The organism is Nocardiopsis baichengensis YIM 90130, assembly GCF_000341205.1.
GTDB classification, from domain to species: Bacteria; Actinomycetota; Actinomycetes; order Streptosporangiales; family Streptosporangiaceae; genus Nocardiopsis_A; species Nocardiopsis_A halophila.
Genome location: NZ_ANAS01000009.1, coordinates 64,853 through 84,808 on the forward strand (window position 1 = coordinate 64,853; position 19,956 = coordinate 84,808).

The 19,956-nt window shown below is 73.8% G+C and carries 19 protein-coding genes; 4 read left to right on the forward strand and 15 right to left on the reverse strand.

The window, feature by feature from the left end; translation table 11 throughout:
* Position 1 precedes the first annotated feature (1 nt).
* Positions 2–694, forward strand: a complete 693-nt coding sequence (locus C892_RS0108950) for a cyclase family protein (protein WP_017556903.1) — start codon at positions 2–4, stop codon at positions 692–694.
* Between the two features lie 40 nt (positions 695–734).
* Here the strand turns inward: C892_RS0108950 and C892_RS0108955 are convergent, their stop codons facing one another.
* The 4 genes from C892_RS0108955 to C892_RS28700 form a co-directional block, all read right to left on the reverse strand.
* The gene (locus tag C892_RS0108955) at positions 735–1,322 is read right to left on the reverse strand and encodes a GTP-binding protein (protein WP_017556904.1); all 588 of its coding nucleotides are present in this window, start codon (positions 1,320–1,322) and stop codon (positions 735–737) included.
* Between the two features lie 34 nt (positions 1,323–1,356).
* Entirely contained in the window at positions 1,357–1,848 is a 492-nt protein-coding gene (locus C892_RS0108960; protein WP_394296670.1) for a DUF742 domain-containing protein, read from the reverse strand.
* 39 nt (positions 1,849–1,887) lie between these two features.
* On the reverse strand, positions 1,888–2,289 hold the full coding sequence (locus C892_RS0108965) for a roadblock/LC7 domain-containing protein (protein WP_026124247.1): 402 nt from the start codon (positions 2,287–2,289) through the stop codon (positions 1,888–1,890).
* Positions 2,290–2,482: 193 nt separating this feature from the next.
* Positions 2,483–5,779, reverse strand: coding sequence for a sensor histidine kinase (locus C892_RS28700; RefSeq protein ID WP_239647317.1), 3,297 nt, complete (start codon positions 5,777–5,779; stop codon positions 2,483–2,485).
* A gap of 481 nt (positions 5,780–6,260) precedes the next feature.
* On the opposite strand from C892_RS28700, the gene C892_RS0108975 reads away from it, so the two are divergent.
* Positions 6,261–7,442, forward strand: coding sequence for a M15 family metallopeptidase (locus tag C892_RS0108975; RefSeq protein ID WP_017556905.1), 1,182 nt, complete (start codon positions 6,261–6,263; stop codon positions 7,440–7,442).
* A 29-nt stretch (positions 7,443–7,471) separates the two neighbouring features.
* Here the strand turns inward: C892_RS0108975 and C892_RS0108980 are convergent, their stop codons facing one another.
* The 10 genes from C892_RS0108980 to C892_RS0109025 all read right to left on the reverse strand — a co-directional run bounded on the left by C892_RS0108980 (position 7,472) and on the right by C892_RS0109025 (position 17,021).
* Entirely contained in the window at positions 7,472–8,146 is a 675-nt protein-coding gene (locus C892_RS0108980; protein WP_394296671.1) for a hypothetical protein, read from the reverse strand.
* Positions 8,147–8,217: 71 nt separating this feature from the next.
* Positions 8,218–8,493, reverse strand: coding sequence for a hypothetical protein (locus tag C892_RS0108985; protein WP_017540343.1), 276 nt, complete (start codon positions 8,491–8,493; stop codon positions 8,218–8,220).
* Positions 8,494–8,637: 144 nt separating this feature from the next.
* Entirely contained in the window at positions 8,638–9,666 is a 1,029-nt protein-coding gene (locus tag C892_RS0108990) for a LacI family DNA-binding transcriptional regulator (protein WP_017556906.1), read from the reverse strand.
* Between the two features lie 3 nt (positions 9,667–9,669).
* Positions 9,670–11,121, reverse strand: a complete 1,452-nt coding sequence (locus C892_RS0108995; RefSeq protein WP_017556907.1) for a GH1 family beta-glucosidase — start codon at positions 11,119–11,121, stop codon at positions 9,670–9,672.
* Positions 11,118–12,017, reverse strand: coding sequence for a carbohydrate ABC transporter permease (locus C892_RS0109000; RefSeq protein WP_017556908.1), 900 nt, complete (start codon positions 12,015–12,017; stop codon positions 11,118–11,120). The genes C892_RS0108995 and C892_RS0109000 overlap by 4 nt, the downstream gene beginning before the upstream one ends.
* Positions 12,014–12,925, reverse strand: a complete 912-nt coding sequence (locus tag C892_RS0109005) for a carbohydrate ABC transporter permease (protein WP_017556909.1) — start codon at positions 12,923–12,925, stop codon at positions 12,014–12,016. The genes C892_RS0109000 and C892_RS0109005 overlap by 4 nt, the downstream gene beginning before the upstream one ends.
* Entirely contained in the window at positions 12,922–14,208 is a 1,287-nt protein-coding gene (locus C892_RS0109010) for an extracellular solute-binding protein (RefSeq protein WP_017556910.1), read from the reverse strand. The genes C892_RS0109005 and C892_RS0109010 overlap by 4 nt, the downstream gene beginning before the upstream one ends.
* A 248-nt stretch (positions 14,209–14,456) precedes the next feature.
* Positions 14,457–15,299 carry a MetQ/NlpA family ABC transporter substrate-binding protein gene (locus C892_RS0109015; RefSeq protein WP_017556911.1) on the reverse strand — a complete coding sequence of 281 codons (843 nt, stop codon included), beginning with the start codon at positions 15,297–15,299 and terminating at the stop codon, positions 14,457–14,459.
* Positions 15,300–15,384: 85 nt separating this feature from the next.
* The gene (locus C892_RS0109020) at positions 15,385–16,068 is read right to left on the reverse strand and encodes a methionine ABC transporter permease (RefSeq protein ID WP_017556912.1); all 684 of its coding nucleotides are present in this window, start codon (positions 16,066–16,068) and stop codon (positions 15,385–15,387) included.
* The gene (locus tag C892_RS0109025) at positions 16,065–17,021 is read right to left on the reverse strand and encodes a methionine ABC transporter ATP-binding protein (protein ID WP_026124249.1); all 957 of its coding nucleotides are present in this window, start codon (positions 17,019–17,021) and stop codon (positions 16,065–16,067) included. The genes C892_RS0109020 and C892_RS0109025 overlap by 4 nt, the downstream gene beginning before the upstream one ends.
* 490 nt (positions 17,022–17,511) lie before the next feature.
* Between C892_RS0109025 and C892_RS0109030 the strand changes: the two genes are divergently transcribed.
* On the forward strand, positions 17,512–18,525 hold the full coding sequence (locus C892_RS0109030) for a coiled-coil domain-containing protein (protein WP_017556913.1): 1,014 nt from the start codon (positions 17,512–17,514) through the stop codon (positions 18,523–18,525).
* 36 nt (positions 18,526–18,561) lie between these two features.
* Here C892_RS0109030 and C892_RS31755 read toward each other — a convergent pair whose 3' ends face one another.
* Entirely contained in the window at positions 18,562–18,708 is a 147-nt protein-coding gene (locus C892_RS31755) for a hypothetical protein (protein ID WP_017556914.1), read from the reverse strand.
* Positions 18,709–19,232: 524 nt separating this feature from the next.
* Between C892_RS31755 and C892_RS0109040 the strand changes: the two genes are divergently transcribed.
* Complete coding sequence (locus C892_RS0109040) at positions 19,233–19,955, forward strand: DUF3558 domain-containing protein (RefSeq protein ID WP_239647318.1); 723 nt, start codon at positions 19,233–19,235, stop codon at positions 19,953–19,955.
* The last annotated feature ends 1 nt before the right edge of the window (position 19,956 follow it).

Below are 19,956 nucleotides of genomic sequence, written 5' to 3' on the forward strand. Positions count from 1 at the left end.
CATGGCCACCGATCCCGCGGCCGCAGGCGGCGCGCGCGTCATCGACCTGAGCCACCCGGTGGGACCCGGCACACAGGTCTTCCCGGGCGACACCCCGCCGGTGGTCTCGCCGGCCTGCACGCTGGCCGCCGACGGCTACAACTCGGTCCGCCTGGACCTGGGCTCGCACACCGGCACGCACGCCGACGCGCCCTACCACTTCCTCTCCGACGGGCCCCGGCTGGGCGACCTGCCGCTGGAGCTGTTCACCGGGCCCGCCGTGGTGGTGGACGCCACCGGCCTGGCGCCGCGCACGCCGATCGGCCCGGAGGCGTTCGGGCCGTGGGAGGACCGCCTGGAGCCGGGGGCGGTCGTGCTGGTGCGCACCGGGTGGGACCGGCACTACGGCACCGAGGCCTACTACGACCACCCCTACCTGTCCGGCGCCGCCGCCCGCCTCCTGGTGGCGCGGGGCGTGCGCACGGTGGGGCTGGACACGCTGAGCCCGGACGAGACGCCCTACGCCGGGCGGGGCGGCGAGGACTGGTCCGCCCACCTGGCGGTGCTCGGCGCGGGCGGCACCGTGATCGAGAACCTGCGCGGCCTGGCGGCCGCCGACGCGCCGGGGGCGCGCTTCTGCGCCTTCCCGCTGCGCCTGGAGTCCGGGGACGGGGCGCCGGTGCGGGCCGTCGCCCTGCTCGGGGACGCGTCCTAGCCGGGTCCGTCGAACGCGCCCCGGCCGCCGCCTCGGACGGTCAGCGCCAGGTGCCCTGGCCACCGGTCGAGGCGGCCTGGCCGGCGCCGTGGTCGCCCACCGAGATCGCGTGCTCCACCAGGGTGATCAGCGTCGCCTTGGTCGAGCCGCGGTCCCGGGCGTCCACCTGCACGATCGGGATCTGCGGGCTGAGCGTGAGGGCGTCGCGCACCTCGTCGGCGCCGTGCGGGTAGTACCCGTCGAAGCCGTTGATGGCCACCACGAAGGGCAGCCGCGCCTCCTCGAAGTAGTCGATGGCGGGGAAGCAGTCGGCCAGGCGCCGCGTGTCGACCAGCACCACCGCGCCGATCGCGCCCTTGACCAGGTCGTCCCACATGAACCAGAAGCGGTGCTGGCCGGGCGTGCCGAACAGGTAGAGGATCAGGTCCGAGTCGAGCGAGACCCGGCCGAAGTCCATGGCGACCGTGGTGGTCTGCTTGTCCGGCGTCTTGGCCAGGTCGTCCACGCCCACGCTGGCGCTGGTCATGACCGCTTCGGTGGTCAGCGGCACGATCTCGGAGACCGAGCCGACGAACGTGGTCTTGCCGACGCCGAAGCCTCCGGCGACGACGATCTTGACCGACGTCATCGCGCTCGCAGCAGCACCGCCCTCCTCGGCCGGGCTAGAGCTTGCGAAGTCCACTGAGCACCCTTTCAAGCAGGTTGACGTTGGGCCGGCTGTCGGATTCGAGCGACGACCGGATCTGCACCAGCCCCTGCTCGGACATGTCGGCCACGAGAACGCGGGCAACGCCGAGCGGGATCCGCAGCAGCGCGCTGATCTCGGCCACGGAGCGCCATTCCCGGCACAGGTCGCCGATGGCCTGGCACTCCGGTGTCAGGGTCGCCATCTCCTCGCGTGCCGCGGCGGTCGCCGAGATGAGCGCCTCCATCGGCAGCTGTGCCTTGGGCTTGGTCCGTCCCCGCGTGACAGCGTAGGGACGGACCAGCGAACTGGGGGAGTTGTTGGCCGGAGGGGGCTGCCGCTCCCCCGGCTGCTGACTGGGTCGTGGGGCGTCGACGCCGCTCGGGGGCGGCCCCGGCGCCGCTGGGGCGCCGGCCGGCTGCTGCCCGAACCACGAGGCGCTCCCGGCATCTCTGCTGTGAGGTGCCACCACAATCCTCCTGTCGGTGGTGGATCAGGGGTGGTGGATTCAGTGCATGTCCGATGTCCGCGCCGCCGGCGTCAGCGCCCGGCCGGCCCGCTCGACGAGAAGGGTCATCTCATAGGCCACCAGCCCCAGGTCGCACTCGGCGGCGGCCAGCACCGCCAGGCACGACCCGTCGCTGATCGCCATGATCAGCATGAGGCCCCGCTCCATCTCGACCACGGTCTGGGCGACCGCGCCGCCCTCGAAGACCCGTGCCGCCCCCTGGGTGAGGCTGGACAGGCCCGAGGCGATGGCCGCGAGCTGGTCGGCCCGGTCGGCCGGGAACCCGGCCGAGGAGGCCAGCGGGAGCCCGTCGGAGGACACGACGATCGCGTGAGCGACATCGGGCACCCGGTTGGCGAAGTCAGTGATCAGCCAGTTCAGCTCGTTCACCGGTTGACTCATCCGAAGTGCTCCTGTCCATCCCGGCCCCCGCGGCGGAGGATCCGCCGTCCGGGCCACGTCGTGCTCGGTAGTGACTTTATGGTGCTGAATGTCGCGATAAGTGCGGATGATGCTAATTCATCACCCACCCGTGATGTCCGGCGGCCCCGCCGGGGCGGGCACCGGCCGCCATGCGCGGGCGCGGGGACGAACACTACCGCTCCCCCTGCGGCCGTTCCCCGGGGGCGGGGCCCTCGCCGCGGTGGAACTCGCCCGTCTGGGTGCGCCCCTCCCGGACCCCGCGCTGCAGGCCCGAGAACCGGTTGCGCACCCGGTCGGCCGAGCGGTTCGGCAGCTGCCGGACGTTCTCCGGCTGCGGCGCCGTACCGGGAACAAGGTTTGCCTTGGGAACGCGTTTTGGCAACCCCGAATCGGTCAGCCCGCCCGCGATGGGCTCCGCCGCGCTGCGCGCGGCCTGCCAGCCGCGGTCGGCGTCGGAGCGCCAGCCGTCCTCGGAGTGGCCCGGTGCCCCCTCTCCGGCCGCCGGGGCCGCGGGCGGCGGCTCGGCGGCGGGCTGCGGCGCGGCCGGGGCCTCGGGGGCCTGCTGGGCCCGGGGGGCCTGCGGCTCTTGCGGGGCCTGCGGGGCGGCAGCGCCCCTGGACGCGTGGGCCGGCATCGGTCCGGTCTCCGGGCCGGAGGTGCGGCGCTTGAACCAGTTGGACTCGATGGCGTCGAAGATCGGCAGCGCCTCCGACCCGCTCTCCGGCGAGGGCGGGACCACCGTGTTCTGCCCGGCGCCCTGGCCGCGCCCGTAGCGGCGGGACAGGTAGGCCGTGGAGCCGTACCCCTCGCGCGCCTCGGGCTCGGCGACGCCGCTGTCCTCGGTGCCGCGCCAGGACTCGGCGACCTCCGCGGGCCGGTCCTGCCACCAGCCGTGGCCGTCGCCGGGGCCGGATCCGGCCGCCGGGGCGGGGGCGGCGGGCGCCTCCGGGGGCGTCTGCGCGGGGGGCTCGGCCGCCGGTCCGGGCCAGGGCCGGGACTCGCGCTGGGGCTGGGTCTCCTGCGACCGGTCGTCGGCCGGGCCGGGCGGCGGTGCCGCCGGGAGCGGCCCGGTGCCGGTCGGGTCGAACAGCGACCCGGCCGAGCGGCTCTGCCCCGGCGCGGAGGCCGGCGGCTCCGGTGCGGGCGGCTCGGAGGGGGTGGAGGGGGTGGAGGGGGTGGAGGGGGTGGAGGGGGCCGCCGAGGCGCGGCCGGTGTTCCACCCGGCCGACCACAGGTCCTCGCCGGAGGGCGGGTGCTCGGCGGGGGCCTCGCCCGGCTCGCCGCCGATGTTGCCGCCGGGGCGGCGCTTGGGCAGCGGGTCCTCGCCGTCGGCGCCCCAGGGGTCGTCCGGCTCGGCCGCGGCCGGGGTGGCCGCGAAGGCGGCGGTGGCCTCGGCGTAGGTGTCGGGCACCGCAGGGGCCTGCGGCAACACCGGGGCCGCGGGGTCGACCGGGGTGATGAGCAGGTCGGGGGAGAAGTCGGCGTAGGCGGTGATGCCGCCGCCCTGGGCCTGGCCCAGCCGGACCCGGATGCCGTGCCGCGCCGCCAGGCGGCTGACCACGAACAGGCCCATCCTGCGGGAGACCGCGACGTCGATCACCGGGGGCTCGGCCAGGCGGCGGTTGGTCTCCTCGATCTCCTCGGGGGCCATGCCGATGCCGCTGTCGGTGACCTCGACCCGGGCGCCGCCGTCGTCGAGCACCCGCGCGGTGACCGAGACCTGGGTGTCGTGCGAGGAGAAGGAGGTGGCGTTCTCCACCAGCTCGGCGACCAGGTGGATGACGTCGTTGACCGGGCGGCCCAGGACCGACACGTCGGAGGGGGCGCGCACGTTCACCCGGTCGTACTGCTCGACCTCGGAGACCGCGCCGCGCAGCACGTCGACCAGCGGGACCGGCTGGGCCCACTTGCGGGTGTTGTCCTGGCCCGAGAGCACCAGCAGGTTCTCGGCGTTGCGCCGCATGCGGGTGGCCAGGTGGTCCAGCTGGAACAGGTCGGACAGGCGCTCGGAGTCCTGCTCGCTCTGCTCCAGGCCGTCGATGAGCCGCAGCTGCCGCTCGACCAGGGTCTGGCTGCGCCGGGAGAGGTTGACGAACATGGCGTTGACGTTGGAGCGCAGCGCCGCCTCCTCGGAGGCCAGGCGCATGGCCACCCGGTGGACCTCGTCGAAGGAGCGGGCGACCTCGTCGATCTCGTCGCGGGTGCCCACGTCGATCGGGGACACCGTGACCCGGTCGGGCGTGGTGGTGGTGTCCTTCATCCGGCTGATGGAGTCGGGCAGGTCCCGGTCGGCGACCTTGAGCGCGCCCTCGCGCAGCAGGCGCAGCGGCCGCAGCAGCGAGCGGATCACCATGGAGGTGACGGCGAAGACCGCGCCGATGACGGCCAGCACCAGCGCCGAGTCGATCAGCGCCCGCACCAGCGCCTGCTGGCGCAGCTCGCCGGCCTGGTCGATGACCAGGCCGGCCATCTTGTCGTCGCCCTCCTGGGCCAGCGAGAGCGCCTCTTCGGAGACCTCGGCGTAGCCCTCGGGGCTGTCGGCCCGGCTGCCGCCGGTCAGCGCGGTGCCGTTGTCGGCACGCATCAGCACCCGCTGGCGGGTGGTGATCATCTGGCTGACCTCGAGCCCGGTGAAGGTGGACTCGTACATCTGGCGCTGGCTCGGGGTGGCGCTGGCGCTGAAGTTCTGCATCTCGTTGTCGTAGCGGGACCGCGTGTTCTGCACGGCCTCCTGCACGCCGCCGGACATCGATCCGCGGATCAGCGAGTGCAGCATCAGCGCCGACTCGTAGGACAGGTGCTCGCGGGCGCGGTTGAGCGAGGTCATCGAGCGCACGCTCTCGCGCAGCCCGGTGTCGTCGGTGCCCTCGGCGATGGTCTGGTTGAACTCGTTGAGGGCGTTGATCACCTGGCGGTACTTGGTGGCCGCCGGGAGCACGGTGATGGTGGAGGTCTGCACCTCGTCGCGGACCCCGTCCAGGCCGTCCAGGGAGGAGACCATCCGGTCGCGCCGGTCCTGGGCGAGCTCGCCGCCGACGTCGCCGAGGCCGGCCAGCCGGTCGGTGACCGCGGTCTGGGCCCGGGTGGTGGCCTTGATCTGCTCCTGCAGCTCGCGCTCGAGCTCGGAGGAGCGGTCGTCGGGGTTGCGGTCGTCGGCGATGTAGGCCGCGACGGCGCGCCGCTCCTTGCCCAGCTCGGTGGTGAGCCCGACGACGTCCTTGCCGAGGGTCGCCATCTGCTGGATGTTGTCGTGGGTGACGGTCTCGCCCACGTTCTCTCCGACCCGCAGCCCGCCCAGGACCAGCGCGGTGGCGGTGGGAATGACGATCAGCGCGACCAGGCGGGTGCGCACCCTCCAGTTGCGCGGCGCCCACCAGCGGCCGGCGCGTACGGGGGGAGCCGCACCCTCCGGCGGGCCGCTCTGGGCCTGCGGGGCGTCGGCCTCGGTTCTCGCCGCTCGTGTCGACACGGACCCTCGCAACCTTTCGTTCACCGCCTCGGGTGATGGACGTGGCCCTCATGCGGGGGCGGCCCGCGCCCGGACGGGGCGAGGGGGACTCCGGTGGACACCGCCGGTCCGCGGGGACCCGGCGGCGGCCGCTCGACGCCGAGGGTGGGGGGACGTGCGCGCCGGGGCCCGCCTCATGAGGGGGTGAGGCGTGGTGCACCACGATCTGAAATGGGGCACTTGGGGAGCACAGCGTACCAATTCGCCCAGCCGCGTCACCTCCCCCCGACCACCGCCGCGCCTGTTTCGGGCCGGACCCCTACCGGTCGGCAACGGCCCGGAACCCGTACCGGGCCCCGTGATCGCGCAGGTCCGTCCGGGCCGCGGGACCGGATCGGGGGCGGCTCATAACTTTTCAAACACACCGGACGGAAGGCGCGTTCACGTCACTGCGCCATGACACTCTGTCACTCGGAGGGGCCGTTCTCCGGGGGGAGTGTCAATGTCGTGGCGGCACAACCGTCCGAATCGTTCGCCGCGTGCGCTCGCGGCCGCGCTGTGCGCGGGGGCGGTCCTGGCCGTCCCGCCGGCGCCCGCCGGGGCGCACGCGCAGGACTCCGCGGCGCAGGTGCGCGCCGCGCTGGCCGAGGTCCGGGCGGACATGGACGCGCTGCACGAGCGGGCCGACGAGGCGGTGCGCGACCACATGGACGAGTCCGAGCGGCTGGAGCGGGCCGAGCGCCGGGCCCGCTCGGCCGAGCGGGCCGCCCGCCGCGCCGCCGAGCGCGGGGAGCGGGTGCGCGCAGAGGCCGCGGGCCAGGCGGTGGCCGCCTACACCGGCGCCGACCTGGGGCCGCTGGTGGCCTGGAGCAGCCCGCGCGGCCCCCAGGAGGCACTGGACCGGGCCTCGTTCCTGTCGGTCCTGGCCGAGCGGCGCCAGGGCGAGGTGGACCGCGCGGCGGCCGCGGGCACGGCCGCCGGCACGCTCAGCGACCGCGCCGACAAGGCCCGGGACGAGCGCGCCGACGCCGCCGAGGCGGCGCGCGAGACCCGCGAGGACGCCGAGGCGGCCCTGGAGGACCGGCGCGAGGACCTGCGCGGGCTGCTGGCCGAGCAGTCCCGCCTGGAGGAGGAGCTGCGCGAGCAGGAGGCCCGCCGGGCGCAGGCCGACCCGGACGGGGCGGACGGGGCGGAGCCGGAGGACGAGGGTGACGAGGGTGACGAGGGGGACGGCCAGGCGCAGCAGCGGACCTCGGGGCCGGGCGACGGCGAGCGGTGCGAGGGCGGGGACACCTCCGCGCACGCCAACGGCCGGATCCCCGAGTCGGCGCTGTGCCCCCTCCCCCAGCCCGGCGAGCGGCTGCGCGCCGACGCCGCGGAGGCGTTCATCGCCCTGGACGGCGACTTCCGGGAGCACTTCGGCCGCCCGATGTGCGTGGCCGACTCCTACCGCCCGATCGACGAGCAGGTCCGCCTGTACGAGGAGAAGGCCGCGGGCATGGCCGCCGCCCCCGGGACGAGCACGCACGGCCTGGGGCTGGCGGTCGACCTGTGCGGCGGCGTGGAGACCGACGGCTCCGCCGAGTACCGCTGGATGCGGGAGCACGGCCCCGGGCACGGCTGGCACAACCCCGAATGGGCGCGCGACGGGTTCGAGCCCTGGCACTGGGAGTTCGAGGGATAGGGCCGGAAGGCAGGACCGGACCGTGGCGCTCAGGCCTGGGCGCCCACGCGGATCTCGAAGACGCCGAGCACGTCGGCGTCCACGTTGAGCTCCTCGCCCTCCTCCAGGGGGCGCGTCGCAGGGGCCAGGGACACCGCGAGCGCGGGACCCCCCTGTGCCGGGGGGACCTCCGGCAGGGCGACCTCGGCCGCGGCGACGGGCGCGCCGTCCACCTCGGCCCCGACGCGGACCGGGATCCCGGCGGCGAACTCCTCCGGGGTCACCAGCGCCGGCCCGATGCTCAGGGCGGCGGGGACGCCGTCCCCGGTGCGCCACAGGCAGGCCGCGGTGTACCCGAGCAGCCTGCCGGACTCCCCCGCGGCCGCGGCCGCGCCCGGCTCGGCCGTCAGCGCCCCCGCCCCCGCGGGCATCGGGACGCCGTCGTCGGTGCCGCGCACCAGCCCGGGGGCGATCTCCAGCGGAGGACCGCCGGCGACGGCCGCCGCGACCGGGCCCGAGGGGCGCACCGGGGCGCACAGGCGGGTCTCGAACTCCACGATGATCTCCACCGGGTGCTCCAGGGCCTCGTCGTGCGCCGCCCGCACCGCCGCGGCGCCGGCGTCCAGCAGGCCGGCCGGTTCCCGGCCGCCGGGGTGCCCGAAGACGCACCCGTCGTCGATCACCCCGGCCCGCTCCGCGCCTCCGGTCGGCGGAAGGTAGCTCACCCAGCGCACGTGTCCCCCGTGGTCGTCCGTGGTCGTCGTGGCAGCGGCGCACCGCGCGCCGCGGGACGAACCTACCGCCCCGCCGGGTCGCGGCGGCGCAGGGGAGCCTCCGGCGGCTCGCCCGGGGGGTTGTGCTCCTTGCCGGTGCCCGCGCACATGCGGCAGGACTCCTCGACGACGGTCCACTCCACGACGCCGCCGTCGGCCGCCGGGCGCTCGGCGCGCCACCGGCCGGTGCCCGCGCAGAACCGGCAGGCCGGGCCCTCCCGCGCGCACCACCGGCAGTGCTCGATCGCGCATCGGGAGCGTGGGCCCTCCTCCGGTGAGCGCTCAGGCCGAACCGCCATAGCCCGTCCCCCCGCAAGGATTCCGTCGCCCGCGCCGCGCTCGTCCCGACTCCGCGGCGCGCCCCTCCCGCGGCGTGCGCGGAGGCGTGCTCAGCGTTGCACAGCGCCTCACCGCCAGTCCAGAGGGGGTGGTGCGATCGGTGCTCAGCCGGACGCACGCACCACCAGGCGCGTGTCCAGCACCACCGACCGCGGGCGCGCGCCGGGCCCCTCGTCGATGGCGGTGTCGGCGAGCACCCGCGCCATCTCCCCGCCCATCCGCTCGGTGGGCTGGTGCACGGTGGTCAGCGGCGGGTCGGCCAGCGCGGCGGCCGCGGTGTCGTCGTAGCCGACCAGGGCGATGTCCTCGGGGACCCGCCGGCCCGCCTCGCGCAGCGCCCGCAGCGCCCCCAGCGCCATGTCGTCGGAGGCGGCGAAGACCGCGTCCAGGTCGGGGGAGGCCTCCAGCAGGGCGCGCATCGCGCGCGCGCCGCTCTCGTGGCTGAAGTCCCCGTGCACGGTGAGCTCGGGGGGATCGGCCAGGCCGGCCTCGGCCAGCGCCAGCCGGTGGCCGCGGAGCCGGTCCTGGCCCGCCGCCATGTCGGCGGGCCCGGCGACGGTGGCGATGCGCCGCCGCCCGCCGTCCACCAGCCGGCGGGTGGCCGAGGCCGCCCCGCCGACGTTGTCGATGTCCACGTAGTGCACCGGGTGCCGGGGCGGGTTCAGCGGCCGGCCGCCGAGCACCACGGGCAGCCCGGCGCCGGCCAGCCGGTCCGGAAGCGGGTCGTCGGTGTGCAGCGAGACCAGCAGCACCCCGTCCACGTGCCCGCCGGTCAGGTACTCGCCCAGCCGCTCGTGGTCGCCGGGGGTGCGCGCGGTGGCCAGCAGCAGCTGCAGCCCGCGGGCGGTCAGCACCGCGCTGACCCCGCGCACCACCCCGGCGAAGAACGGCTGGTCGAACAGGCGCTCCTCGGGCTCGGAGACGACCAGGGCCACGGTGTCGGTGCGCCGGGTGACCAGCGCACGCGCGGTCCGGTTGGGCGTGTACCCCAACTCGGCGATCGCGGCGCGCACCGCGTCCCGGGTCCGCGGGCTCACCCGGCTGGACCCGTTGATCACGCGGGACACCGTCCCCCGGCCGACCCCGGCGCGCCGCGCCACCATCTCCAGGGTCGGCCTTCGCTCCTCGCCCATCGCTCACCCCTCCGCGGGCTCCGCGGCGGGCACCGCGCCCGCCGCGGCGGCCGCCGCGTACCAGCGGCCGCTGTCCTTGACGGTACGGCGCTGGGTGGCGAAGTCCACGTGCACCAGCCCGAACCGCTGGGAGTATCCCCAGGCCCACTCGAAGTTGTCCAACAGCGACCAGGCGAAGTATCCCTTGACCGGAGCCCCGGTGCGCACCGCCGCGCGCACCGCGAGCAGGTGGTCGCGCAGGTAGTCCACCCGCTCGGTGTCGCGCACCCGTCCGTCGGGGCCGAGCTCGTCCGGGTAGGCGGCGCCGTTCTCGGTCACGTACAGGTCCGTGCCGGGGGCCTCGGCGGCCAGCCGGGTGAGCACCCCGTACATGCCCCGCGGGTCCACGCCCCAGTCCATGCCGGTGCGCCGGTCCCCCAGCGGCAGCAGCACCGCGGGGGCGGTGCCCACCAGCGCCGGGTCCGGCCCCGTCCCGGCCGCCGCGTCCCCGGCCGCCTCCCGGTCCGCGGCCACGGCCTCGGCCGAGTAGTAGTTCACCCCGATGAAGTCCAGCGGGGCGGCGATGGTCTCCAGGTCGCCGTCGGCCACGAACCCGAAGTCGCTGACCGGTGCCAGGTCCTCGCGGACGTCGGCAGGGTAGGCCCCGCGCAGCAGCGGCCCGGTGAACAGGCGGTTGCGCACCCCGTCGGCGCGGCGCACGGCGTCGATGTCCTCGGGGACCGGCCGGTACGGCACGAACTCGGCGGGGTTGAGCACGATGCCCACCCGCGCGCCCGAGGCCCGGCGCAGCTCCCGGGCGGCCAGGCCGTGCGCGAGCAGCAGGTGGTGGGCGGCGGCCAGGGAGGCCGCCGCGTCCTGCCGCCCCGGGGCGTGAATCCCGGCCGCATACCCCAGGAAGGCCGCGCACCACGGCTCGTTGAGGGTGGTCCAGTCGGTGATCCGGTCGCCCAGGGCCTCGCCCATGACCGCGGCGTACTCGGCGAACCGCAGCGCGGTGTCCCGGGCCGGCCATCCCCCGGCCTCCTCCAGCTCCGAGGGCAGGTCCCAGTGGTAGAGGGTGGGCCAGGGGGTGATGCCCGCCTCGAGCAGCGCGTCGGTGAGCCGGTCGTAGAAGTCGATCCCGGCCGGGTTGGGCGCGCCCGTTCCGCCGGGCACCACCCGCGGCCAGGAGACCGAGAACCGGTAGGCGCCCAGGCCCAGCTCCCGCATGAGGGCGATGTCCTCGTGCATCCGCCGGTAGTGGTCGGCCCCGGGCTCGCCGGTGTCCCCGCCGAGCACAGCGCCGGGGCGGGCGCAGAAGTCGTCCCAGATGCTGGGGCCGCGCCCGTCGGCGCCGGTGGCGCCCTCGACCTGGAACGCCGAGGTGGCGGCGCCCCAGACGAAGCCGTCGGGGAAGCGGGCGGCGGCGCCGGCGGGGGCGGTCTGCCGGGCGGTGGTGTGCGTCGTTGCGGTCACGCCTTGATGGCACCTTCCATGATGCGGCCGACGAGCTGGCGGCCGAGCAGGACGAACAGGATCAGCAGGGGCAGGGTGGCCAGGGTCGCGCCGGTGAACATCAGCGCGAAGTCGCGTGCGTAGGCCGACTCCTGGAGCTGGTTGATGGAGAACTGGACGGTCGGGTTGTCGGGGGTGAGCACGGCGATGGCCCACACGTACTCGTTCCACACCGTCATGAAGGTGAGCAGGCCGAGCACGGTCATCGCCGGCCGCAGGGCGGGCAGCACCACACTCCAGAAGGTGCGGAATGTGGAGCATCCGTCGATGCGGGCCGCCTCAAGCAGCTCGTCGGGCACGCCCTGGGAGACGTACTGCCGCATCATGAACACGCCGAACCCGCTGACCAGGAACGGCACGATCACCGCCTGGAGCTCGCCGCGCCAGCCCAGCCACTCCATGAGCACCAGCAGCGGGATGATCCCGACCTGCACCGGCACCGCCATGGTCAGCACCACGGCCACGGTGAAGAAGGTGCGCCCCTTGAAGCGCAGCTTGGCCAGGGCGAACCCGGCGAGCGAGCAGAAGAACACCACCGACAGGGCGACGGTGCCCGAGGCGATGAAGGAGTTCATCAGCCCCGTGCCGAAGTTGGCCGAGGTCTCCCCGAACAGCCGCTCCAGGTTGTCGTCGAAGCGGTCGCCCGGCGTCAGCACCGGGGGGAAGCGGGCCGCCGCGTCGGTGGTGCGGGTGGCGATGACGAACATCCACCACAGCGGGAACACCGAGACGAGCACGGTGAGCAGCAGGCCGGCGTAGGTGAGCGGGGAGGCCTGCCGCAGCCGGCGCAGGCGCCGGCGAAGCGGCCCGGACCCGGGCCGGCGGGCGGTCGCTGCGGTCGCGGTCGGGGTGGTCACGGCGCCCCCTTGATGGTCCGGGCCAGCAAGGCGTTGACCGCGCCCAGAACGACGATGATCCAGAACAGGACCCAGGAGACGGCGGCCCCGTAGCCGTAGTCGCCGTAGCGGAACGCCTCCTGGAAGACGAGCATCATCACGGTCTGGAACTGGCCCTGTGTGCCGCCCTGCATGGCGCCGCCGGTGTCGAACACGGCGGGCTCGGTGAACAGCTGCATCTGGCCGATGGTGGAGATGATGACGGTGAACAGGATGGTCGGGCGCAGCATCGGGATGGTGATCTGGAGGAACTGGCGGATCCGCGAGGCGCCGTCCAGCGAGGCGGCCTCGTACATGTCGCGCGGAACCGCCTGCATGGCGGCCAGGTAGATCAGCGTGTTGTAGCCCAGCCACCGCCAGTCGATCATCACCGCGATGGCGACCCAGGAGGAGAACCGGCCGCCGCGCCAGTTGACCGGGTCGATGCCCACCATCCCGAGGACCTGGTTGATCAGCCCGAACTGGGTGCCGAACAGGGTGGAGAAGACGATCGCCATGGCGGCGATGGAGGTGACGTAGGGGATGATCAGCGCCATCTGGAACAGGCCTCGGCCCCGGATGGCGCGATTGAGGGTGTCGGCGATCAGCAGCGCCAGCATCAGCTGGGGCACCACCGCCACGACGAAGATGCCCAGCGTGTTCAGGAGCGCGTTCCAGAACTTGGCGTCGGAGACCAGCCGGGCGTAGTTGTCCAGCCCGGCGAAGCCCTCGTTGCCGCCGATCAGGCTCCAGTCGTGCAGCGACACCCACACGGTGTACAGCAGTGGGAACAGGCCGAAGACGCCGAAGAGGAGGAAGAAGGGGGCGATGAAGAGATAGGGCGCCCCCTTCGTGTCCACCGCGGCGCGCAGCCGGGTCAGACGATTCACCCTGCCGCCCGCTCACTCTCGCTCACGGCGGTCTCCCAGCCCTCGTCCGGCTCGGCCTGGCCCTGCTCGACCGATTCCAGGGCGGCCCGGAACGCGTCGTCGACGGCCTGGGTGTCGGGGCCGTAGTAGACCGGCTCCAGCTCCATGGCGGTGGTCGCGTAGATCTCGCCGACCGGGGCGTCGTTGAAGTAGGGGCGGGTGAAGTCGGCGACGTCCTCGGATTCGAGCGCCTCGGTGGAGGAGGGCAGGGTGTTGGCCTCGTTCCAGGCGCCCAGCTGCCCCTCGGGGCCGGTCAGGAACCGGGCGAGCTCCGCGGCCTCTTCGGGGTGCTCGCTCTGCTCGGGCACGGCCAGGAAGGAGCCGCCCCAGTTGCCGCCCCCGCCGGGCACGGTGGCCACGTCCCAGCGGCCCGCGCCAGCGTCCCCTGCGGTGTTCTCGATGTGCCCGAGCATCCAGGCCGGGCAGGGCAGGGTGGCGAAGGCGTTGTTCTGGATCCCGGAGTTCCACTCGTCGGACCAGATCGGCAGGTTCGCCGACAGGTCGGACATGGACACGACGGTGTCGTAGGAGGCGCGGGTGTCCTCGTTGGACTCCAGCACCAGCTCGCCCTCCTCGTTCTGGAACGGCGCGCCTCCGGCCTGGGAGGTGACCGCCCGGAAGTAGGGCTGGATGGTGGAGACGAACGCGGCGCCGGTCTCGGCGTCGGCGAACTCCTCACCGGTGGAGATGAAGTCGTCCCAGGTGGGCCAGAGCTCGGCGACCTCTTCGCGGTCCGTGGGCAGGCCTGCGTCCTCGAAGAGCACCGTGTCGTAGCACATGCCCATGCTGCCGATGTCGGTGCCCAGCCCGACGATCTTGCCGTCGGGAGTGGTGCCCTGCTCCCACTTCCACTCCAGGAAGCCGTCCTGCATCTCGCCGGCGCCGTGCTCGGCCAGGTCCACGAAGCGGTCGTCCTGGGCGAGGAACTGGGCGATGTTGGCCTCTTCGATGGCCACCACGTCTCCGGCCCCCGACCCGGCGGCGATGTTCTGCTGCAGCTGGGGCGTGTAGTCGGCGAGGTCGGTGACGTTGCGCTCCTCGACCGCGATGCCGGTCTCCTCCTCGAACTGCTCGAGGAGCGCCTCGTAGCCCATCACCCCGAAGGTGTCGATGGTCAGGGTGACGTCGCCGCCTCCGCCGTCGTCGCCGCCGCCTCCGCAGGCGGTGGCCATCAGCATCGCGCCGCCGGCGGCCGCGGCCGTCAGGGAGGTTCTCAGGGAGGGTCGGGCGGGGCGCGTGCCCACGGCACGCGCGGCACGGTACGGGGTACCCGGTGTTCTCATGTCCGGCCTCGCTCGTCAAGGGTGCTTGTGGGGTGGGGCGCCCCTCTCCCCCCGGCATGGGAGCGCTCCCACACAGTGGACGCCGTCACACCGTCCGGCGTCAATGCCCGCTCCGCTGCGGTTACGCGACCGTTACACCACCGGCGGCCCGCATCCCCGGACGGGATGCGGGCCGCTGCGGACGGTGACCGGGGCGCGCCCGGCCGGCCTCACTCCTGAGCGCCGCCGACGGGGATGACGACCCCGTCCCACTGCTCCTCCATGTACTGCTTGACCTCGTCGCTGTGCAGCAGCTCGTTCAGGGTGGCCACGGCCTCGTCGTCGGCGTCCTCCGAGCGCACGACCAGCCCGTTGGCGTAGGGGTTGTCCTCGGTCCCCTCGAAGGCCAGCGCCTCGGCCGAGGAGGACAGGTCGGCCTCGATGGCGTAGTTGCCGTTGACCGCCGCGGCGTCCAGGTCCGGAAGCGAGCGCGGGAGCTGCGCCGCCTCGGTCGGGACGATCTCCAGGCCCTGGGGGTTGTCCTCGATGTCGGCGTCGGAGGGGTTGTCCCCGGCGTCCCCGGCCAGGGTGATCAGGCCCTCGTCCTCCAGCAGCTTCAGCGCCCGGCCCATGTTGGCCGCGTCCCCCGGCACCCCGATCTGCGCGCCGTCCTCCAGGTCGGCCAGGTCGTCGACCTTCTCGGAGTACAGCCCGAACGCCTCCAGGTGGACGTCGTCCAGGTAGGCCAGGTCGGCGTCGGGGTTGCCCTCGAGGAAGTCGTCCAGGAAGGGGCGGGTCTGGAAGTAGTTGGCGTCCAGGCTCCCCTCGACCAGCGCGGCGTTGGGCTGGTTGTAGTCGGTGAACTCGGTGACCTCGATGTTCAGCCCGGCCTCGGCGGCCAGGTTCTCCTGGATGTAGGAGAGCACGTCGGCGTGCGGCAGCGGCGTGGCGCCCACGGTGATCGTGGCGTCCCCGCCCGATCCGCCGTCCTCGGCGGCGCGCTCGCTGGGGGCGCCGCAGGCGGCGGTGGCCGCCAGTGCCGTCGCGCCGATGATCGCCAGGGTCCTGTGCACCTCGGGTCTCCTTGCTGTCCGTGCTGCGGGTGCAGCGCTGGTGGTGTGCGGGTGTGGTCGGGTCTGCGCGGGGGCCGCGGCGGGGTCAGCGGCGCGAGAGGCGGCGGATGGCCAGATCGCCCAGGCTCTGCGCGGCCTGGACGATGACCACCAGGAGGATCACCGTGGCCCACAGGTAGTAGTCGTCGAAGCGCTGGTAGCCCTCGCGGATGGCGACGTCGCCCAGTCCGCCCCCGCCGATCGCCCCGGCCATGGCCGAGTAGGAGACCAGCGCGACCACGGTCATCACCAGGCCGGCGATGATCCCGGGCAGCGCCTCGGGGAGCAGGACCTTGCCGACGACGGTGGTCTTGCGCGCGCCCATGGCGTGCGCGGCCTCCACCACGCCCCGGTCGACCTCGCGCACCGCGGTCTCCACCAGGCGCGCGAAGAAGGGCACGGCGCCGATGCTCAGCGGCACGATCGCGGCGGTGGGCCCGAGCGTGGTGCCGGTGAGCAGGCGGGTCAGCGACAGCACCGCCACCATCAGCACGATGAACGGCAGCGAGCGGCCGATGTTGACCACCGCCCCCAGCAGCGCCTTGAACCAGGGGGCCGGGGTCAGGCCGCCGCGGTCGGTGGTGACCAGCAGGACCCCGATCGGCAGCCCGAAGGCCACGCTGAACAGCGTGGACCACAGCACCATGTACAGGGTGTCCAGCGTGCCGTAGTAGAGCGTCTCGCTCATGCCGGGCAGCCGGTCGGCGAACTCGGTGAGGAAGTCGATCATCGGGCCGCCTCCTGGACCAGCAGGCCCTTGTCGGCGAGGAAGCGCAGCGCGCCCTCGCGGCGCTCCCCCTGGATCTGCACGTTCAGCCGCCCGACCGAGGTGCCGGCCACCTGCTCGACGGCGCCGGCCAGGATGTTGACGTCCACGTCGAAGCGGCGGGTGACCTCCGAGACCAGCGGCTCGTCATAGGCGCGCGGGTAGGTCAGCGCGACCGCGTCCGGGGCCTGGGTGGGCGGCAGCGGGAAGAGCGCGTCGGCCAGGCGCGAGCCGGGCGTGGCGATGAGGTCCAGGACCCTGCCCGCCTCCTGGAAGGCGCCGTCGGCCATGATCGCGGCCGAGTGGCAGACCTTCTTGATCACGTCCATCTCGTGCGTGATGAGCAGGATGGTCAGCCCGAGCTCGCGGTTGAGGTCGGCGAGCAGCTCCAGGATGGAGTCGGTGGTGTCGGGGTCCAGCGCCGAGGTCGCCTCGTCGCTCAGCAGCACCGCCGGATCCGAGGCCAGGGCGCGGGCGATGCCCACCCGCTGCTTCTGGCCGCCGGAGAGCTGGGCGGGGTAGGCCTTGGCCTTGTCGCCCAGTCCCACCAGGTCGAGCAGCTCGGCGACCCGGGCGGCGCGGCGGCGCCGCGGCACCCCGGCGATCTCCAGCGGGAAGGCGATGTTGGCGGCGACCGTGCGCGAGGAGAGCAGCGCGAAGTGCTGGTGCACCATGCCGATGCCGCGCCGGGCCCGGCGCAGTTCGGCCGCGCCCAGCGCGGTCAGGTCGCGCCCGTCGACGACCACGCGGCCCGAGGTGGGGCGCTCCAGCAGGTTCACGCAGCGCAGCAGGGTGCTCTTGCCGGCGCCGCTCTGGCCGACGACGCCGTAGACCTCCCCCTGTTCCACGGACAGGTCGACGCCGTCCAGGGCGGCGACCCTGCGCTTGCCGACGGGATAGACCTTGTGCAGGTCCACGGTTTCGATCACGGGTTTCCTCGGCGTTCGGCCCTCCGGTCGGGAGGGCGGACGGCTCCGGTGCGGGGCCGCGGTCCGGGTGCTGCGGGCACGGCGGAGCGGCCTTGCGCGTGTGGGCCCAGGTCAGAGCATGGGGCACCGGAGGGGCGGGAAGCGGGGCGACGCGCGGTGCTCCGGAGATCGGTCCGGGCCCGGTCGCGGAAAGGGTGGTTACGCCGGCATCAGGCGACAGCCGCCTGCCGGACGGTGCCACCCGGGGCACAGCCGACGACCGCGCGGCAGGGCGCGGAGGGCGGGGCTGGCGAGTTCATCGACGTTCACGCCGCCCACGTAACCACATCAGACGGCAGAAAACGAGAACGAACCGGACGAAAGGTGCGTTAGGTTCACCACAAACCGGCGTTCCGTTGGCGCGCGCCCGAAACTCCCTTTAATGTCTGTCGTGCGCATGCGCGGTCCGCGGACCGCCGACCGAGCAGCCGAGGAGAGCGTGGACGTGGCGGACGACCGGACCGGCGGCGACCCCTACGCCGACTTCTGGGCCCCCGACCCGCCCTGCCCGCGCGAGGGGGCGCCGCGCGCCGGGAGGCGCAGGGGCCTGGGCGCGGTGCTCGCCGCGGCGCTGCTGGCCGCCTCCCCGACCGCGCCCGCCTCCGCCGTCCCGGTCCCCCGGCCCGCCGAGAGCCTGGACGAGCTGCAGGAGCGGGCCGACCGGCTCAGCGACGACTACAACGGCGAGCTGCGGGACATGGAGGCGGTCTTCGAGGACGCCGAGAAGGCCCAGGAGCGCGCGGACACCACCCGCGAGGAGGTGGAGGACGCGCGGGACCAGGTGCGGCAGCTGGCCATCGCCGGCTACACCAGCTCAGGCCTGGAGCCCTCGCTGACCGTGTTCGTCGAGGAGGACCCCCAGCGCCTGATCGACCAGGCCCAGATCATCGGGCACCTGTCCGGCAACCACCAGGCGCGCATCGACGACCTGGAGAAGGCGATCGAGCGCGACGAGAAGGCCAGTGACAACGCCCGGGAGAAGGCCGAGAAGGTCGAGGAGGACCTGGAGGAGCTGGAGGAGCGCCGCGAGGAGGTCCAGGGGCTCATCGCCGACCACCCCGAGCAGGAGATGGGGCCGCCGGACAGCCTCACCCCCCGCACCCGCCAGATGCGCGACCTGGTGCGCGAGAAGTTCGGGGACAACAAGGAGCACGGCGGCTACGGCTGCTACCGCCCCGACGGCGGCTACGTCGTCGGCGAGCACCCCAAGGGGCGGGCCTGCGACTTCATGGTCGACAAGAACGGGCAGATGCCCTCACAGGACCAGATCGACCACGGCTGGGACATCGCCCACTGGGCGCAGGACAACGCCGAACGGCTGGGGATCATGTACGTGATCTACCGCCAGCAGATCTGGGACGTGCGCCGCGACTCCGAGGGCTGGCGCGACATGGCCGACCGGGGCTCCATCACCGAGAACCACTTCGACCACGTGCACATCTCGATGTTCTGAGCGGCGGCGTTCTGAGCGGCGGCGCGCGGGGCGGGGTCAGCCGCCGAAGACCGGCGCGTACATGAACGCCATGCACCCCGCGGCCAGGGCCAGCACCGCGCCCACGGCCAGGATGAAGACCAGCCACGCCCAGAACCCGTGCCGGGGCGCGCCTCCGCCGCCGTTCGCGCTGTCATCGCTCACCGGCCCACGGTAACGCCGCACCCGCGGACAGAGGTCTCGTTCCGGCAACGATCACCGGGGGACGAGGGGCGTATCCGGCGCATCAGGCACGGAACCGCCACGAATCCGTGACGATGCGGCCCGAACCCGCCTCCGCCCCTCTGCCTCCCGGGGGCGGGACGCTAGGATGCCGAACCCGGGGCCCGCCTCCTGCCGAGACCAGTCGCGGAGGGACGCCCGTGGAGTGGCGCGCCCGGCGCCCGGCTCCACGTTTCCCACCGGAATGGGGAACCGTGAGGACGCCTGCCGGCGTCTCACGAAAAGTTTCAGTCACGCAGGTGGCGAGGGGAGTCATGAGCGAAAACGGACCATACGGACAGCAGCCCGGCTTTCAGCCCCCCTATGGGGGGTCCGGACCGCAGTACCCCCCTCAGGACCAGCAGATGTACGCGGGCGGGCAGCCTCCCTACGGCCCCGGGGGGCCTGTCGGTCCCGGCGGTCCCGGCGGCCCGGGCTACCCGCCGCCGAAGAAGAGCAGCGCCGGGATGTGGATCGTCATCGTCGGCGGCGTCGTCATCGTGATCCTCGTGATCGCCGTGGTCTTCATGCTGATCCGCGGCGGCGGGGATGAGGGGCGGGAGCCGCAGGGCGGCGGCGAGCCCACCCAGGGCACCGAGGAGACCACCGCGTCCGAGGAGCCCCCGGAGGACGAGGAGACCCAGGCGGCCGGCCCACAGGGCGAGCCCCCCTACGAGCTCCCCCAGGACCCGTGCGCGTCGCTCTCGGAGTCGACCCTGGCCGACATCGGCGGCCGGGAGGGCAGCAAGTCGCTCACCGACTCCTCCTCGGACTGCACCTACACCTTGGAGGGCGAGGGCGACCAGAGCGGGTACGTCTCGGTCACCTACCAGGTGCCCTACGGCGGCTCGGACTCCATCGAGGGCGCCAAGGAGCGGTTCCAGAGCAGCCTGGACCGCGCGACCGACGAGAGCAACGACATCATCGAGACCGAGGTGCACGAGGTCGACGAGAAGGTCGACGTCGGCGAGGAGGCCGCCCTGGTCTTCTCCACGCAGAAGATCCTGCGCACCAACGACTCGGTGGCCACCCTGCTGGTGCGCCAGGGCAACATCGTCATGACCGTCGACTACACGATGACGCCGGGCTACCAGGCCGACGAGAGCGAGCCGGCCCCGCTGAAGTACGACGACGTCAAGGACCTGGTCCCGGAGCTGGGCGAGGAGGCGCTGGGCCAGATCGGCGCCTGAG

Excerpts from the sequence above, each read along its gene's own strand:
- C892_RS0109020 (WP_017556912.1), bottom strand. The coding sequence starts at position 16,068 with ATGATCGACTTCCTCACCGAGTTCGCCGACCGGCTGCCCGGCATGAGC.
- C892_RS0108975 (WP_017556905.1), top strand. The coding sequence starts at position 6,261 with ATGTCGTGGCGGCACAACCGTCCGAATCGTTCGCCGCGTGCGCTCGCG.
- C892_RS0108950 (WP_017556903.1), top strand. The coding sequence starts at position 2 with ATGGCCACCGATCCCGCGGCCGCAGGCGGCGCGCGCGTCATCGACCTG.
- C892_RS0108990 (WP_017556906.1), bottom strand. The coding sequence starts at position 9,666 with ATGGGCGAGGAGCGAAGGCCGACCCTGGAGATGGTGGCGCGGCGCGCC.
- C892_RS0108955 (WP_017556904.1), bottom strand. The coding sequence starts at position 1,322 with ATGACGTCGGTCAAGATCGTCGTCGCCGGAGGCTTCGGCGTCGGCAAG.
- C892_RS0109040 (WP_239647318.1), top strand. The coding sequence starts at position 19,233 with ATGTGGATCGTCATCGTCGGCGGCGTCGTCATCGTGATCCTCGTGATC.
- C892_RS0108985 (WP_017540343.1), bottom strand. The coding sequence starts at position 8,493 with ATGGCGGTTCGGCCTGAGCGCTCACCGGAGGAGGGCCCACGCTCCCGA.
- C892_RS0108965 (WP_026124247.1), bottom strand. The coding sequence starts at position 2,289 with ATGAGTCAACCGGTGAACGAGCTGAACTGGCTGATCACTGACTTCGCC.